The organism is Burkholderia contaminans (assembly GCF_029633825.1).
GTDB classification, from domain to species: Bacteria; Pseudomonadota; Gammaproteobacteria; order Burkholderiales; family Burkholderiaceae; genus Burkholderia; species Burkholderia contaminans.
Genome location: NZ_CP090640.1, coordinates 3,167,645 through 3,184,255 on the forward strand (window position 1 = coordinate 3,167,645; position 16,611 = coordinate 3,184,255).

The window sequence follows — 16,611 nt, forward strand, 5'->3', positions numbered from 1 at the left end:
AGCAACGTACGGCCGTCGACGAACGCATCACGGCTGCGATGTCCCCGCAACGCGCCATCGGTCAACATGCATCGGAGAATATGAAAAACTTCGCGTTCGCCGCGCTCGACGCATCGCAGTCAACTGACCGCCGAGCCGGCACCCGATCTTCCGCGTTCATCCTGCCCATACAAAAGGACGCTACATGTCAGTACGACGTTTGATATGCACCTGGCTCTCGCTGTGCCCGTTGATTGCAGGCACGGCGACGGCCCAACCTGTCGAGGTACCGGGCTTTAGCCACGTGCGCTCCCTGGGCGGTATCGACGAATACCGTCTGGATGCCAACGGCCTTACCGTGCTTGCCGCGCCCGATCCCGCTGCGACCGTGGTCAGTTTCCAGGTGTTGTACCGGGTGGGTTCACGCAACGAAGCCGCGGGCACGACCGGCGACACTCACCTGCTCGAGCACCTGATGTTCAAGGGCAGCCGGCACTACAACAAGGCGCTCGGCAATTCACTGAACAGCTACATGGAGCGAGTGGGCGCGAACTTCAACGCCACCACTTCGATGGACCGCACCAACTACTTCGGCACGCTCGGGCGCGATGCGCTGGAAGGCTACATCGCGATCGAGGCCGACCGCATGCGCAACCTCCTGCTCCGCCCGGAAGACCTGGCCAGCGAGATGACGGTAGTACGCAACGAGTACGAGCGAGGCGAGAACAGTCCGTTCACCGCCTTGTTCCAGCAGGTCATGGCCACGGCCTACCAGGCACACCCCTACCACCATCCCACCATCGGCTGGCGTAGCGACATCGAGCATGCGAGCGTGGACACGCTGCGCCGTTTCTACGACACCTTCTACTGGCCGGACAACGCCACCGTCATCCTGGTCGGCGATTTCCGGCCGGACCAGGCGTTGGGGTGGGTCAGGCGGTATTACGGCGGCATCCCGCGCGCGCCCAAGGCCATTCCCGCTGTCACGACCGAAGAGCCGCAGCAGCAGGGGCCGCGAAGGCTGGTGCTCAAGCGCGCGGGCGCAACGGGCAATCTGATCATCGCCTTCAAGGGGCCGCGCGCGCTCGACCCCGATGCGGCTGCGTTGACCGTACTGGGCCTGGTATTGAGCCAGGGCAAGAGCAGCCGGCTGTATCGCGCACTGGTCGACACCACGGTTGCCACGCAAGCCGGCGCCGGCTTTCATGCGATGCGCGATCCCGGTCCGTTCGTCGTGACGGTCAGCCTGCCGCCCGACGCGAAACACGAGCAGGCCGAGAAAATCGCCTGGACCGAACTGGAGCGGACCAAGACCGAGGGCGTCACTCGCGACGAAATCCAGCGGGTGCTGGGCCCTTACCGGGCCGATCAGGTCTACCAGCGCGACGGCGTCCGCTCGACGTCCGCCCGATTGGGCAACGCGGTCTCGCAGGGCGACTGGACCCTGTACGTCACCGAGCTTGAAGCACTGGAAAAGGTGACGCCCGCCGATGTGCAGCGCGCAGCCCGCAAGTACCTCATTGAAAACCAGAGCACCACCGGCTGGTTCGTCCCGGAGAAATCGTCATGAAGCATGTTCGTTTCAACCATCTGCGGACGTGGTTCGTGTGGTTCGCCGTGCTATGCCTGCCTGTTGCGGCTCAGGCAGGCATCGCCGACCGCGTCGTGCGCGCCCAGGCCGGCAGCATCACGCTGTTGACCTATTCGATGTCGCCGCAGGAAATGGTGTCCGTGACCGGCGTGATGCCCCTGGGCGATGCCGACACGGCCAGCAAGGCGGCCAATCCCGCCGTGCCGTTGCTGACGGGCATGTTGCTGCAGGAGGGCAGCACCCGTCGCGACAAGGTGGCGATCTCCGCGCTGCTGGAGAGCCTGGGCGCCCAGTTGTCGTTCCAGACCGACGGCGGCTATGTCGGCATACACGGCCAAAGCCTGACCAAGGATTTGCCGACGCTGATCGACCTGATGGCCGAGCAGTTGCGCCTGCCGGCCTTCAAGCCGGAGGAGCTGGCCAAGGCCAAGAGCCGGCTGGAGGCCGCGGTCCGTAACGCCGGAGAAAACCCGTCGGTTCGGGCCACCGAGGCGCTGAATCGGGCCATTTACCCCGATGCCCACGTCAACGCACCGGTGCCGCGCGAACGGATGCTCGAAGCGATCGCCGCTGCCACGCTGGACGACGTCAAGGCCTTTCATCAAGCCTATTACGGGCCCGCCCACATGACGCTGGTCGTGGTCGGCGGCGCGGACCCTCGACGCCTGCAGTCCACGGTGACCGAAGCCTTCGCGGGCTGGAGCGGGGGCCGGGCACTCGTGCGCCAAAGCCCGCCACGCAAGGCAAGCCGTCCCGACACGCAGCGCATCGCCATGGGGGACAAGGAATCCGTCAGCGTGATGCTGGGTCAGGCCATCGACCTGCGCGCCAACGATGCCGACTACCTGCCCCTCAGCGCGGCTGTCAACATCCTGGGCAACGGCTTCACCGGCCGCCTGATGGCAGGGGTCCGCGACAAGGAAGGCCTGACCTATGGCATCCGCGCCGGCCTGGCCGGGCTCTCCCTGATGGACGGCGGATTCGTCATCACCAGCAGCTTCGCCCCGCCCCTGCTGGACAAGGGCGTCGCCAGCACGCGCCGGATTCTGGATGCCTGGTGGAAACAGGGCGTTACCCAAACGGAACTGGATGCGCGCAAGGACGGCATGATCGGCCGCCATCAAGTCGCGATGGAAACCACCGGGCAGATGGCCGCCATGATCGCCCAGACGGTGCTCCAGGACCGCCCGCTGAGTGACCTGGACACCTATCCCGAGCGCGTCCGCGCGTTGACCGTCGAGCAGGTCAACACCGTCATCCGCACGTACCTGGCCCCTGACAAGATGACATTGGTGGAAGCAGGCACGTTTGCGGCGAAATAACCGCCGCCTCGCTTCGTTCCGTGCCCCGCCCGGCTTCGGCCGGGCCGCTGCCATCGCACGATGGTGCGTGCGCCTGCGCTTCGCAGAACGCGACGGATGCACCTTCCCGCCGACAGTCGCCCTCACCGACCGGTTTTGACATTCCGCGCCGGTCGCCCAGTCCTCGCTCTGGCTACTGATGCGCGCACGATGCTGCACATGGACCGTGCCGAAACACGCATAGGAAACGTGCGTGCCGCTCGCGTCGGTTCGATGCGGGATGAGGGGCTGCCGGCTTGCCGTCAACGCCATGCGCGGCAAGATGCGTGGCCACTTCCCGAACGATGAGGCGGCGATCAAGCCGCTCTGGCCGGCGCTTCGCAACGTGCCGGCCAAGACCGTGCGGTCCGCCTTCGACTGGAAATCGGCGAAGTGACGGCGATCCACCCGCACGCCGCGCTTCCCGACAATTCCGCCGGAACCGCCCCGTCGCTATGCGAAAATCGCAGCGTCCACTCTCTTCGCTCTCTTCCATTACCCAACGGGGCTCGCATGACCACCCACATCACGATCGAATTCACCGAACACGCAGCCGAAGCCATTGGCGAGCAAACCAGCACCAGCTTCTCCTACGACCAGGGCGCGCACGTACCGCAACCGGGCGACTTCGTCGAGCTCGAGAATTCGCGCCAGACATTTCTCGTGATCGGCCGCGTGTTTTCGCTCAAGGCAAACTACTGCGCGGTCAAGCTCGTGCTCGATCTGCCGCCGCACGACGACGAGCAAGGATTCCCGGCATGAAACAAGCCGGGCCGGTAACGTCGGCCATCGCCCACGCCCGGCCCGCCTCGTATTGAACCGCCAACCACGAGCACGTAAAAAAGCCCGCTGACGCGGGCCCATACAACAGACCAATCCAATCCGGCGCTCACGGAAACTTCGCAGCCGTCAGGCACCGATCGAACCACAAAGCATCGTCTCCATCGCCGATGGGCCACATTTCCGCATCGAGTTGCGGCAACCCGGCTACCGGCGCTGAAGCACGGTTATCGTCACCGGACGCCCCGGCACGCATCCACGCCGATTGCCTTCCGCCGTTGTCGCATGCACTCGCATGCGCCTGCGCTTCGCAGAACGCCACCGGTCGCACCTTCCCGCCGTCGGCCGCACTCACGGAGCGATACTGATAAACCGCACCGGTCGCCCAGTCCTCACTCTGGCTGCAGACCCTCGCGCGATGCTGCACATGGACCGCGCCGAAACACGCGTAGGAAACGTGCGCGCCAGTCGCATCGTCGGGAATGAAATCGCAGTTCGCATCGAAACCGGTGAGCGGGCCACCCGTGTATTTCACGAGCCACTGGCGCTCGGCCTGCGCACGCGCGATCAACCCCTTGTTCGATTGATCGGCCAGTACGGCGGTGCGCCGATCGATTGCCTTGCGCACTTCGTCGACGGCGAGCGCACGACCTTCGTAATCGGCGTCGAGACGTTTGTTGCGCGCGTCGATCCAGCGGCGCTGGCTGCGCACCAGCATGTCGCGGATAGCCGTGTCCGGTGCGGCCTTCAGCGCGCCCGTATACGCCGAATTCATCCGCGTGTCGGCTGCCCGCAGCGCGGGGCTCGCGCAGATGCGCTTCTCGATCGGCTGCGCGGCTTTCGCGCAATCCATCGCAAAGCCAGGTGTCGCCAAGCCAATGCCCATCATGAACATCGAAGCAAAACCAGCCAGCCGGCCGGCCGATGCCACTCGAATCCCACGCATGCTTTCTCTCAGTCGGTTTTTTCTTGGTCGCACTGCCTCGAGGCAGCATCGCCGATCACGGCCTGTCGTGCCCGGGCGCCGGTATCGCGTTTCGCCGAAGGCAGCTCCACGCCACACCACGCAGCGCCGCTCATGGTACGCGTGCCTGCTCGAACGCGCACCGTCAGGCACGGCGCGCCCCGGTGTTCCTTCGCAGGTGACTGGATCTCGATCGACTGGACAACGATCATGCACACCCGAACCCGGCACGCGCATTCGGTGCCGACGATCATGAACGACCGTCGGTGAGGGGAGCCGGCAGGCGGCGGCCGTACATCGTCGCGCCGGAACGCACGATCGGCCGGCCCGCACCGAGTTGCTTCGCGGCACCGACGTCGACGGGTTGCCCGTCGGTCGGCCTGCCGCGAAACCGTTACTTCTTTTCCGGCTCCGACGCGCCCGGCTGCTTGAACGGGAACGTGCTGAACATCGACTTCGCCTGGTTCTGCATCTGCTCCTGCATCTGCACGAACATGTTCTTCGACTGCTCGATGTAGCTGGTCATCATCCCTTGCATCATCGGCGCCTGCATGTTCATGAACTGCGACCAGACTTCCGGATTCATCGCATTGCCTTCGTACAGGTTCTTCGACTGATCCGCGAGTTTGTTCTGGATGTCGATGAACGCCTGGATGTTCTTTTCCAGGTACGTGCCCATCATGCCCTGCATCGCATGTCCGTAGAAACGGATGATCTGCGACAGCATCGACGACGAGAACATCGGCACGCCGCCGCTTTCCTCTTCTAGGATGATCTGCAGGAGGATGCTGCGCGTCAGGTCTTCGTTGGATTTCGCATCGACGACCTTGAAGTCCTCCTGCTCCAGCACGAGTTGCTTCACGTCGGTCAGCGTAATGTACGTGCTTGTCTCGGTATCGTAGAGCCGACGGTTCGGATACTTCTTGATGAGCCGTTCGGCCGTCTTCTTTGTAGTAGTCATGTAACGCCTTTGAGTGCAGCGTAGCGGAAGTGACGAATCCCCGCCGCCCGAATCCGGGAGGCGGGGGCCTTCGGAAAACGCCCGGCTGCGCGGCCACCCGGCCCGCGCAGCGCGGACGCTCAGCCCATGTGCAGGCCGCCGTTCAGCGAGAAGTCTGCGCCCGTCGCGAAACCGGAATCGTTCGACGCGAGCCACGCGACGATCGAACCGATTTCCTCCGGCCCACCGAGACGCCGCACCGGGATCGTCGCGACGATCTTCTCGAGCACGTCCGGTCGAATTGCCTTCACCATGTCGGTGCCGATGTAGCCCGGCGACACGGTGTTGACCGTCACGCCCTTCGTCGCGACTTCCTGGGCGAGCGACATCGTGAAGCCGTGGATACCGGCCTTCGCGGTCGAGTAGTTGGTCTGGCCGAACTGCCCCTTCTGGCCGTTCACCGACGAAATGTTGATGATCCGGCCCCAGCCGCGTTCGACCATCCCGTCGATCACCTGCTTCGTCACGTTGAACAGGCTCGTCAGGTTGGTGTCGATCACGGCGGTCCAGTCTTCGTGCGTCATCTTGCGGAACACGACGTCGCGCGTGATGCCCGCATTGTTGACCAGCACGTCGATCTCGCCGACTTCGGCCTTGACCTTGTCGAACGCTTCCTTGGTCGAGTCCCAGTCGCCGACGTTGCCTTCCGACGCGATGAAATCGTACCCGAGCGCCTTCTGCTCCTCGAGCCATTTCACCCGGCGCGGCGAGTTCGGGCCGCAACCCGCGACCACCTTGAAGCCGTCTTTCGACAGGCGCTGGCAGATGCTGGTGCCGATGCCGCCCATCCCGCCCGTTACGTACGCAATTCGCTGAGACATAAATCTCACTCCATTTTTTGGTTTCGAGAGCTGCCGGAGGCCCCCTCTGACTTCACGTGACGCCGGCCGAAGCTGCAATCGGCCGGCACACGGATTCGGTTCGCTGGTCGCGAATGGCCGGTTACGGACGGCCGGTTACGGACGCTCGACCGCGAGCGCGACACCCATCCCGCCGCCGATGCACAGCGACGCCAGCCCGCGCTTCGCATCGCGCTTGGCCATCTCGTGCAGCAGCGTCACCAGGATCCGGCAGCCCGACGCGCCGATCGGGTGCCCGATCGCGATCGCCCCGCCGTTCACGTTCACCTTCGACGTGTCCCAGCCCATCTGCTTGTGCACCGCCAGCGCCTGCGCCGCGAACGCCTCGTTGATCTCCATCAGGTCCAGGTCGCCCGGCGTCCAGCCCGCGCGCTCCAGCGCACGGCGCGAGGCCGGCACCGGGCCCATGCCCATCACGCTCGGATCCACGCCCGCGTTCGCGTACGCCTTGATCCGCGCCAGCGGCGTCAGGCCCAGTGCCGCCGCCTTCTGCGCCGACATCACCAGCACCGCCGCCGCACCGTCGTTCAGCCCCGACGCGTTCGCCGCCGTCACCGAGCCGTCCTTGGAGAACGCCGGCTTCAGCCCGGCCAGCGATTCCGCCGTCACGCCGTGACGCACGAATTCATCGGTGGCGAACTGCAGCGGCTCGCCCTTGCGTTGCGGAATCGCGACCGGCACGATTTCATCGTCGAAGCGGCCGGCCTTCTGCGCGGCTTCCGCCTTGTTCTGCGACAGCGCCGCAAACGCGTCCTGCTCTTCGCGCGTGATCCCGTATTCCTTCGCGACGTTCTCCGCCGTGATGCCCATGTGGTACTGGTTGTACACGTCCCACAGGCCGTCGACGATCATCGTGTCGACCAGCTTCGCGTCGCCCATCCGGAACCCGTCGCGCGAGCCCGGCAGCACGTGCGGCGACGCGCTCATGTTCTCCTGCCCGCCCGCGATCACGATCTCCGCATCGCCCGCGACGATCGCGTTCGCCGCCAGCATCACGGCCTTCAGGCCCGAGCCGCACACCTTGTTGATCGTCATTCCCGGCACTGCCGTCGGCAGCCCGGCCTTGATCAGCGACTGCCGTGCCGGGTTCTGCCCGGAACCGGCCGTCAACACCTGGCCCATGATCACTTCGCTGACCTGCTCGGGCTTCACGCCCGCACGCTCCAGCACCGCGCGGATCACCGTCGCGCCCAGTTCGGGCGCCGCAATCTTCGCAAGCGAACCGCCGAATTTGCCGACCGCGGTCCGCGCGGCCGATACGATCACTACGTCCGTCATTTCCCTTTCCTCCAGGCCCGCACGACACGGCGCATCGCTACCGGCCCTGTTAAAAAACTGCGGTGCACCGGACAGCCTGCGCCGCTGTCCGGTTTTCGTCAATCGCGCTGCAACACGTAACGGCCCGGCGCCGGCTCGATCACCGGGAACTGCGCGTTACCGGGCTGGGCGGGCGGCTCCACCTTGCGGCCGCCGTACTGGTCGAGCCATTCGACCCAGGTCGTCCACCAGCTTCCTGGATGCTCGATTGCACCGGCGAACCAGTCGTCCGCCGATTCGGGCAGGTCGCTGTCGTTGACCCAGTAGCTGCGCTTCTTCTTCGCCGGCGGATTGATCACGCCCGCGATGTGTCCCGACGCGCCTAGCACGAACTTCAGCGGGCCCGACAGGATCGACGTGGACGCATAGGCCGTCTGCCACGGCACGATGTGATCCTCGCGCGAACCGTAGATGAAGGTCGGCACGTCGATCAGCGTCAGGTCGACCGATTCGCCGCACACGGTCAGCGCGCCCGGCTCGCGCAGCTTGTTCTCGAGATAGGTATTGCGCAGGTACCACGCGTACATCGGGCCCGGCAGGCTCGTCGAATCGCTGTTCCAGTACAGCAGGTCGAACGGCGCCGGCGTGCGGCCCTTCAGGTAGTTGTCGACGACGTAGTTCCACACGAGGTCGTTCGGCCGCAGGAACGAGAACGTGTTCGCGAATTCGACGCCGCGCATCAGCCCCGGCTGCGTGCCGTTCTTGCCGCCGATGGTCTGCTCGCGCATCTGCACGTGCGCCTCGTCGACGAACACGTCGAGAATGCCGGTGTCGGTGAAGTCGAGCATCGCGGTAAGCAGCGTCATCGACGCGGCCGGATGTTCGCCGCGCGCGGCAAGCACCGCGAGCGCGGTCGCGAGCATCGTGCCGCCGACGCAAAAGCCGAGCGTGTTGATCTGCTCGCGGCCGCTGACCTGCTGCACGGCGTCGATCGCCGCGAGCAGGCCTTCGTTCATGTAGTCATCCCACGTCTTGTGCGCGACCGATGCGTCCGCGTTGCGCCACGACACGAGGAACACCTGATGGCCGTTCGACAGCGCATGCGCGACGAGCGAATTCTCGGGCTGCAGGTCGAGGATGTAGAACTTGTTGATGCAAGGCGGCACGATCAACAGCGGCCGCTCGAACACCTTGTCCGTCTTCGGCGTGTACTGGATCAGCTGGATCAGGTCGTTCTCGTAGACGACCGCGCCTTCAGTACACCCGAGGTTCTTGCCGACCACGAACTGCGATTCGTCGGTCTGCGAAATCTTGCCGCGCTGCATGTCGCCGAGCAGGTTCATCATCCCCTGCCGCAGGCTTTCGCCCTGCGTTTCGAGGATCGATTTCTGTGCGTCGGGATTGAGCGCGAGGAAGTTGCTCGGCGCGGCCGCGGCCGTCCATTGCTGGACCGTGAAACGAATGCGCTCGCGCGTCTTCGGATCGGTCTGAAGCGCGTCGGCCAGTTCCTGCAGATAGCGCGCGTTGAGCAGATACCAGGCCGCCGCGAACGCATGCGCCGGCGACGCCTTCCACGCGTCGCCGCTGAAACGGCGGTCCTTCAGTTCGGGGGACTCCAGCTTCGCCGCGGCGGCCTGCTGCATCAGCGCCATGCAATCGCGCGCATAGTCGGCCTGCAGCGCCTGCAGCCGCTCGGGCGGAATCGCGGCAGCCGGCAGCTTCAATCCGGCGAACGGCGACGCCATCGCGCCGAAATCGGGCATCGACGGCATCTGGAACGGGAACGATGTCGGAAACTGGAATGTCGCGAACGGATTCACGGTGGCCGACGCAGTCGCGGCGCGTGCCGGATCTGCAAAACCGCGCCACGCGTTCAACCACGATTCGAACATCTGCTGCATCGGCTGGGCGGCCGGATCGAAACCAATGCTGCCCGGGGAAGTGCCCGCCTGAGCGGACGTCGACGATTTTTTCGATGCTGTCATTACCTGCCTTACCGGTGATTCGTGAGCGTCTATCGTGAAATCCTGCTCGCGCGCGGCATGCCGGCTGCGAGCCGGGCCGTCATGCTCTGGAGAGGCGTCTCCAGATTCTGCCGCAGTGCGGTATTTTTATCATTATCGTTTTCCCCATGTGAAGCGCGATGTCAAACCGCTGAACATTTCCGTACGGAGATAATCCTCGCACAACAGACGGGACAAGGGTTCCGGCGAAACATAAAACATTTGAGTCGACTTGACTTCGGGATTTTTCATTCAATCGCGAATGCAGCGCGGCGTGGCAGCCAGAATATCGAGATAACCCGATTTTGCGACGCAATAAACGCCACGGGCATGCGCATTCCGTCAATCGGCCAGCCAGATCGCTGCTGCCATGCGGCCCGTCACGCGATCGCGCCGGTACGAATAGAAGCGTGCCTGCTCGGTGACCGTGCAGGCCGTCCCGCCGCTCACGTGCGCAACACCCGCGCGCGCGAGACGCAGGCGCGCAAGCGCGTAGAGATCGGCGAGAAACTTGCCCGGCGCGCCATCGATCGCGACGAACGCAAGCCGGGTTTCATCATGCTCCGACTGCGGAGCCGTGTCGAGAAACGCGTCACGCACGTCAGCGCCCACCTCGAACGCCCGCGGGCCAATCGCCGGCCCGAGGTACGCATGAAGCGCGTCCGTCGCACCGCCCGCGAGTGCCGCGACACGCGCCGCGGTCTGCTCGACGATGCCGGCCGCCAGCCCGCGCCAGCCCGCATGTGCGGCGCCGACCGCGCGGCCCTGCGTGTCGCACAGCAGCACGGGCAGGCAATCCGCGACCATCACGACGCACACGGCACCCGCCCGGTCGGTGACGCTCGCGTCGGCCCGCACCGGCGCCGTCGCCATCGGCGCCGCCGCGATCACCTCGTCCGCTCGGACGATTTGCGCGCCGTGAACCTGCTCGAGCCAGGCAGCATTCGACTGGCCTGCCAGCGCCAGCAAGCGCGCGCGATTCCCGGCGACATGGGCCGGGTCGTCACCGGTATGCAGGCCGAGATTCATCCCGCCCGGCAGCGCGTCGCCGCCCTGCCAGCGCCCGTACGGGCCTTCGCTCACGCCGCCGTCACGCGTCGTGATCAGCGCGCGCACGCGCGGCGACACTTGCCAGTCGGGCTGCACGCAGTCCTGCCACGTCAACGGCGCCAGGTTCGTCATCGGCACTCACTCCTCCTCATCGTCCAGGTACGGCTCGTCATCGTGATACTCGCCGCCGAAATCGTCATCATCGTAGACACCGTCGTCGTCGTCGAATTCCTCGTCACCCTGCCCGAAACCGAGCGCCGCGACGAGTGCGTTCATGTCGTCCGGCAGCGGGCAGCGCCATTGCATCGCCTTGCCCGTGACCGGATGCACGAGACCGAGCCGCCATGCGTGCAGCGCCTGCCGCGCGAACCCGTCCGGCAGCGGCGTGACCGAGCGCTTGCCGCGCGCGCGCCCGTACACGGGATCGCCGAGCAGCGGGTGCCCGGCGTGCGCGCAGTGCACGCGGATCTGGTGCGTGCGACCGGTCTCGAGATCGCACTGGATCGCCGAAACCGGCTGACGTTGCCACAGGCATGTGTCAACCGTGCGGAAATGCGTGCGCGCGGGCTTGCCCGATGCGCCCGTGACGACGGCCATGCGCGTGCGTTCGCGCGGATCGCGGCCGATCGGCGCGTCGATCGTGCCTTCCTCGGGCATCGTGCCCCACACGAGCGCGAAATAGCGGCGCTTCACCGTGCGGGCCTGCAACTGGCGCACGAGGTCCGTCTGCGCGGCCAGCGTGCGCGCCACCACCATCAGGCCCGACGTCTCCTTGTCGAGCCGGTGGACGATCCCTGCACGCGGCAGGCCGGCCGCCGCATCACCGTAGCGATGCAGCAGCCCGTTGAGGATCGTGCCGCTCCAGTTGCCGGCGGCCGGATGCACGACGAGGCCGGCCGGCTTGTTGATGACGGCGAGCGCATCGTCCTCGTAGATCACGTCGAGCGGCACCGGCTCCGGCGTAAAGGCGAGCTGCTCGGGGAGCAGGTCGGGCACGAGTTCGATCTTCGCGCCGAGCGGCACCGGCTGGCGGATCTTCGCCGGCGCGCCGTCGACGAGCACGCGCTGCGCCTCGATCCAGCTCTGCAGGCGGCTGCGCGAGAATTCGGGGAACAGTTGGGCGAGCGCCTTGTCGAGGCGCTCGCCCGCAAGCGACATCGGCACTTCGACGACGCGCGGTGCTTCATCGACCGCTGCGGACGGCACGACGGGCGGCTGCATTGCGTCGCCAGTCAGATCGTCATCGAGGGAATCCCCCGAGGCAGCGTCGGCGGGCCGATCGCTTGGGCTATAATCTTCGCGATTTGGTGTGCCCGGCTGGGCATTCTGCGAACTTGAACGGGTCATTTAGACTGGGTCACCGAGACTTGAAGCTAGGACATGCGAGCATGATGAATTCGACCAAACGCACGGCCAGAACCGTCGCCGCCCGGGCTGCGGCGGTAGCGGCCGCGGCCCTCATCGCCGGCTGCCACGGCTTGCCGCAGAAGCAGGACGAGACGGCTACCTGGTCGAACAACAAATTATACTCAGAGGCCCAGGACGCACTGTCCGGTGGCGACTGGGGCAAGTGCGCGAAATATTTCGAATCGCTGCAAGGTCGCGATCCGTTCGGCCATTTCGCGCAGCAGGCGCAGATCAACGTTGCATACTGCAACTGGAAGGATAACGAAGCGGCCGCCGCCGACCAGGCCGTCGATCGCTTCATCCAGCTCCACCCCGATCATCCGGATATCCCGTACGCGTACTACCTGAAGGGGATGATCCACTTCAACGACGATCTCGGCCTGTTCGGCCGCTTCTCCGGCCAGGACATGAGCGAGCGCGATCCGCAGGCACTGCGCGAATCGTACGATGCGTTCAAGGTCGTCGTCGACCGCTTCCCGAAGAGCAAGTACGCGCCCGACGCCGCCGCGCGGATGCGCTACATCGTCAACGCGCTCGCATCGCACGAAGTGCACGCTGCCGACTACTACTACCGGCGCGGCGCCTACGTCGCGGCCATCAACCGTGCCCAGCTCGCGATCAAGGACTACAAGGGCGCCCCGGCGATCGAGGACGCGCTGCACATCATGATCCTGTCGTACGGCAAGCTGAACCAGCCGGAACTCGCCGAGGACACGAAGCGCGTGCTCGCCGGCACGTTCCCCGACAGTCCGTACGTCACGGGCCACTCGCGCCCCGGCTCGAAGAAGTCGTGGTGGCAGTTCTGACGAACGCACCGTACAGCCCGCGCTGCACGAACAAAAAACCCGGCCATCGAGCCGGGTTTTTTGTTGGCGCCGCATTCAGGCGGCACCGGTGCAATCGCGCGACGCTCGCCGCACGCACCGTCAGGAGCGCTTTGCCGAACGGTGCTCGTCGAAGAAGTCCTGAACGACCGCGATCTCGCGGGTCCGCTTGAACGGCGGCAGGCTCTGCCAGATCCGGCGCCCGTAGGGTTTGTCGACGAGCCGCGTGTCGCAGATCATCAGCACGCCGCGATCCGTTTCCGCGCGAATCAGCCGGCCCGCGCCCTGCTTCAGCGTGATCACGGCCTGCGGCAGCTGGTGCACGGCGAACGGGCTCAGCCCCTTCTTCGTCAGCGCGTCGAGCCGCGCGGCCAGCACCGGATCGTCCGGCGGCGCGAACGGCAGCTTGTCGATCACGACGAGCGACAGCGCGTCGCCGCGCACGTCGACGCCTTCCCAGAAACTCTGGCTGCCGACCAGGATCGCGTTGCCATATGCGCGGAAGCGGTCGAGGAGTTCGGTACGGCTTGCATCACCCTGCACGAGCAGCGGCGTGTTCCAGCCGCGCGACTCGATCACGTCGCGTAGCTTCGACGCGATCCGGTCAACCGCGCGCAGCGTCGTGCACAGCATGAACACGCCGCCACCGGATGCCTCGATCGCCGGCAGCGCGGCGTCGAAGACGGCATCGGTAAACGCCGGCGAAGACGGTTGCGGCAGGTTGCGCGGCACGTACAGCAGCCCTTGCGACTGGTAGTCGAACGGGCTTGCGAGCGTCATCGAGCGACGCGAGCTGAGGCCCATTTGCGCCGCATAGTGCGTGAAGTCGCCGCGCACCGACAGCGTGGCCGACGTGAACACCCAGGCACGCGGCACGCCCGCGCGCTGCTTGGCAAAGATCGGCGCGACCGACAGCGGCGTTTCGTGCAGCTGGACCGTATGCGCGAACACTTCGACCCAGCGCACCTTCTCGTTCGGATCGCCGTCGGATGCCGCCTTGTCGCCGGCCGCTGTTGCGTCGGCCTTTGCCGCCGCTTCCGTCGCGCCGGGTGCGACCCAGCCGGCCAGCAGGTCCTGCAGCTCGCGTGCGCGCCGCAGGCACGCGCCGAGCGATTCCGCCCGCTCGGCCTGGCTGGCAAGCGCCGACGCCAGCGCGTCGAGCGCAGCCTCGAGCGCATCGAGCGCGCCGAACATCGGGTGATCGTCGCCGAGCTGGGCGAGCGACATGCGGACGATCTGGTCGTTCGCGAACGCAAGGCGCAAGTCGCGCGCCGCGCGCTCGAGATCGCCGCCGAGCTTCACCCACTCGACCGCGTCGCGTGCGTGGCTCAGGCCTTCCGCCACCGTGTCGCGGGCGAGCTCGAGGATCTGCGTCGTCGACAGCGTCTCGCCGAAAAACAGCGTCGCCGTTTCGGGCAACTGGTGCGCTTCGTCGAAGATGACCGTGTTCGCGTTCGGCAGCAACTCGGCCATCCCCGTATCGCGCAGCATGATGTCCGCGAAGAACAGGTGGTGATTGACGACGACGACGTCGGCCTGCTGCGCCTCGCGCCGCGCCTGCATCACGAAGCATTCCTTGTAATGCGGGCATTCCTGGCCGAGGCAGTTGTCACGTGTCGACGTGACCATCGACCACACGGGCGCCGTTTCCGGCACGCTCGCGAGCTCGGCTTTGTCGCCGCTCTTCGTGATCTTCGCGAAACGGACGATTTCCTGCAGATAGGCCGTATCCTGCCGCGACGGCAACCGGCCGTTGTCGGCCGTGCGTTGCAGGTAGTAGTGGCACAGGTAGTTGGCACGGCCCTTCAGCATCGCGACCGACACCGGCACCGCGAGCGCGTTGCGCACGGTCGGGATGTCGCGCGCGAACAGTTGGTCCTGCAGGTGTTTCGTGCCGGTCGACACGATCACCTTGCCGCCCCACAGCATCGCGGGCACGAGGTATGCGTAGGTCTTGCCGGTACCCGTGCCGGCCTCGACGATCAGCGTGTTGTCGCCGGCATCGCTGTCGACTTCGGTTGCCGCGGCGTCCGCGCCCGTTTCGGCTGCCTTGTCGCCGTCGCCGAGGCGACGCGCCGGCCGCTTGCGGGTTTCGAAGATCTCGGGCTCGGGCATGCGGCGTGCGGACGCTTCCATCGCGGACGCGACGGCGCGCGCCATCTCGATCTGCGACGTACGCGGCCGATAGCCGTCCAGCGCGCGCGCCAGCAATCCGCCTTCGCCGAAGATCGTGTCGAGTTCGTCGACGCGCTTGCGGCTCAGCTCAAAGGCGCCTTCGGGCGCACGAGCGCGCCCGGCAGGCGACACGTCGCGCCGGGCATCGGGGGTGGCTTCAAGCGGTGAATTCAAGGCAAGCGTTCCTGTGTCCAGCGCCCGGGCGGCGCCGGCGCTTGCCAGGCCGCGCTCAGGCGCGCTTATCCGGTTCCAGCTGCGATTGCAGCAAAATGATTTTGTCCTTGGCCGCCAGCTTTTCCTTCTTCAGCCTGTGCAGCGTGATGTCGTCGATGTCGGAGTGCCCTTCCTTCAGCTCGATCTCCCGAGCGAGCTGCTGGTGCTGCTCCTGCAATGCAGCCAAACGGTTGTGCAACTCCTGCTGCTGTTCCGTGTGACGGTTTTGCATACTTGCCTCCTCATCGAAGCAGCGCGCCGACCGGCGTGCCAGCGCGCCCGAGACTGGTCTCGATCAATCCAACACGTTACTGCCCCTGCTGTTGCTTCTGCTGCGCCTTCTCGGCCGCTTCCTTCTGACGCTGCTCGACATCGGCCTTGTGCTGCTCGGCTTCCTTCTGCTTCTGCTCGTAGCGCGCGGCGTTGTCCGCCCGCTCCTGCGCCTTCTGCGCGGCCTGCTGGTGCGCCTGATCGAGCTTGCGCTGGAAGTCGCCCTGCTTCTGGTCGTATGCCTGCTTGTTCGCCGCGCGCTGCGGCCCTTCCGCGCCACGCTGCGCCTGCTTCAGCGCATTCTGCTCCTGCTTGTCGCGGAATGCAGCCGCGTTTGCCGCGTCGTTCGCCGCGCGCTGCGGTGCTTCCGCCGCGTTCTGCGCCGCCTTCAGCGCCTGCTGCTGGTCGCGCTGCTGCGCACGCACGGCCCGTTGCTCGTCGTTGAGCGCGAGTTGCTCCTGGCGGATGCTCGCCCGCTCGTCGCGCATCTGTTCACGTGCCTTGCCGAGACAGTGATTGACGAAGAACTTGCTGTAGCAATCGTGCTCGGCCACTGCATAACGATAATCGTTTTCTGCGGAACGTTGATTGAGCACTTTTTGACGGGCGTCGAAATCCGGTGCGGCCGTGGCCGTCACGGGCGCAGCCGCGGCGGCGGCCGGCGCGGTTGCATCCGAAGCTTGTGCGAACGCGCCGGAAGGCCCGGCAGACAAAGCCGCGGCGAGCGCTGCGCCGAGCGCGACGAGAGAAATTCGGGAAGTTGGCAACGTCGTAGGAAAGCTGCGGGACATGTGTCAAATTCTATCACCCCCGGCTGGACGCTCCGCCATTTATGGCAAAATGCCCCGCTTCACTCACCCGCGGCATCCGGCCCGACGGGCCCGCCACGCAGCCCGCC

The 16,611-nt window shown here is 65.8% G+C and carries 16 protein-coding genes; 5 read left to right on the forward strand and 11 right to left on the reverse strand.

Features of this window, described 5'->3' with window-relative positions; all coding sequences use genetic code 11:
- Positions 1–184 precede the first annotated feature (184 nt).
- The 4 genes from LXE91_RS14755 to LXE91_RS14770 all read left to right on the forward strand — a co-directional run bounded on the left by LXE91_RS14755 (position 185) and on the right by LXE91_RS14770 (position 3,672).
- Positions 185–1,549, forward strand: a complete 1,365-nt coding sequence (locus LXE91_RS14755; protein ID WP_082139438.1) for a M16 family metallopeptidase — start codon at positions 185–187, stop codon at positions 1,547–1,549.
- Positions 1,546–2,892, forward strand: a complete 1,347-nt coding sequence (locus LXE91_RS14760; protein ID WP_039357811.1) for a M16 family metallopeptidase — start codon at positions 1,546–1,548, stop codon at positions 2,890–2,892. Before LXE91_RS14755 ends, LXE91_RS14760 begins: the two co-directional genes overlap by 4 nt.
- Positions 2,893–3,124: 232 nt before the next feature.
- Positions 3,125–3,307 (forward strand): hypothetical protein, encoded by a 183-nt coding sequence (locus LXE91_RS14765; RefSeq protein ID WP_157644965.1) that lies wholly within the window; start codon positions 3,125–3,127, stop codon positions 3,305–3,307.
- A 116-nt stretch (positions 3,308–3,423) separates the two neighbouring features.
- Positions 3,424–3,672, forward strand: coding sequence for a hypothetical protein (locus LXE91_RS14770; RefSeq protein WP_039357809.1), 249 nt, complete (start codon positions 3,424–3,426; stop codon positions 3,670–3,672).
- Positions 3,673–3,799: 127 nt separating this feature from the next.
- Here LXE91_RS14770 and LXE91_RS14775 read toward each other — a convergent pair whose 3' ends face one another.
- From LXE91_RS14775 to LXE91_RS14810, 8 genes are all read right to left on the reverse strand, one after another.
- Positions 3,800–4,576 carry a lysozyme inhibitor LprI family protein gene (locus LXE91_RS14775; protein ID WP_234037629.1) on the reverse strand — a complete coding sequence of 259 codons (777 nt, stop codon included), beginning with the start codon at positions 4,574–4,576 and terminating at the stop codon, positions 3,800–3,802.
- 68 nt (positions 4,577–4,644) lie between these two features.
- Positions 4,645–4,908, reverse strand: coding sequence for a hypothetical protein (locus LXE91_RS14780; protein ID WP_046543497.1), 264 nt, complete (start codon positions 4,906–4,908; stop codon positions 4,645–4,647).
- A 140-nt stretch (positions 4,909–5,048) separates the two neighbouring features.
- Positions 5,049–5,615, reverse strand: a complete 567-nt coding sequence (gene phaR, locus LXE91_RS14785) for a polyhydroxyalkanoate synthesis repressor PhaR (protein WP_006485265.1) — start codon at positions 5,613–5,615, stop codon at positions 5,049–5,051.
- 119 nt (positions 5,616–5,734) lie between these two features.
- Positions 5,735–6,475 (reverse strand): 3-ketoacyl-ACP reductase, encoded by a 741-nt coding sequence (locus tag LXE91_RS14790; RefSeq protein WP_027784565.1) that lies wholly within the window; start codon positions 6,473–6,475, stop codon positions 5,735–5,737.
- Positions 6,476–6,610: 135 nt separating this feature from the next.
- Positions 6,611–7,792, reverse strand: a complete 1,182-nt coding sequence (locus LXE91_RS14795; protein WP_046197065.1) for an acetyl-CoA C-acetyltransferase — start codon at positions 7,790–7,792, stop codon at positions 6,611–6,613.
- A 98-nt stretch (positions 7,793–7,890) separates the two neighbouring features.
- Positions 7,891–9,756, reverse strand: a complete 1,866-nt coding sequence (gene phaC, locus LXE91_RS14800; RefSeq protein ID WP_039360210.1) for a class I poly(R)-hydroxyalkanoic acid synthase — start codon at positions 9,754–9,756, stop codon at positions 7,891–7,893.
- A 360-nt stretch (positions 9,757–10,116) separates the two neighbouring features.
- Complete coding sequence (gene pgeF / locus LXE91_RS14805) at positions 10,117–10,956, reverse strand: peptidoglycan editing factor PgeF (protein ID WP_039360349.1); 840 nt, start codon at positions 10,954–10,956, stop codon at positions 10,117–10,119.
- Positions 10,957–10,962: 6 nt separating this feature from the next.
- Complete coding sequence (locus LXE91_RS14810; protein WP_039360213.1) at positions 10,963–12,171, reverse strand: RluA family pseudouridine synthase; 1,209 nt, start codon at positions 12,169–12,171, stop codon at positions 10,963–10,965.
- A 41-nt stretch (positions 12,172–12,212) separates the two neighbouring features.
- On the opposite strand from LXE91_RS14810, the gene LXE91_RS14815 reads away from it, so the two are divergent.
- Positions 12,213–13,037: an outer membrane protein assembly factor BamD gene (locus tag LXE91_RS14815; protein ID WP_039360216.1), complete on the forward strand. Its 825-nt coding sequence runs from the start codon at positions 12,213–12,215 to the stop codon at positions 13,035–13,037.
- 120 nt (positions 13,038–13,157) lie between these two features.
- On the opposite strand, the gene yoaA is transcribed toward LXE91_RS14815, so the two are convergent.
- The 3 genes from yoaA to LXE91_RS14830 form a co-directional block, all read right to left on the reverse strand.
- Positions 13,158–15,404 (reverse strand): DNA repair helicase YoaA, encoded by a 2,247-nt coding sequence (yoaA, locus tag LXE91_RS14820; RefSeq protein ID WP_039360219.1) that lies wholly within the window; start codon positions 15,402–15,404, stop codon positions 13,158–13,160.
- A gap of 55 nt (positions 15,405–15,459) precedes the next feature.
- On the reverse strand, positions 15,460–15,675 hold the full coding sequence (locus LXE91_RS14825; RefSeq protein ID WP_006478692.1) for an HP1242/YdcH family protein: 216 nt from the start codon (positions 15,673–15,675) through the stop codon (positions 15,460–15,462).
- A gap of 76 nt (positions 15,676–15,751) precedes the next feature.
- The gene (locus LXE91_RS14830; protein WP_039360226.1) at positions 15,752–16,504 is read right to left on the reverse strand and encodes a hypothetical protein; all 753 of its coding nucleotides are present in this window, start codon (positions 16,502–16,504) and stop codon (positions 15,752–15,754) included.
- Positions 16,505–16,611 lie beyond the last annotated feature (107 nt).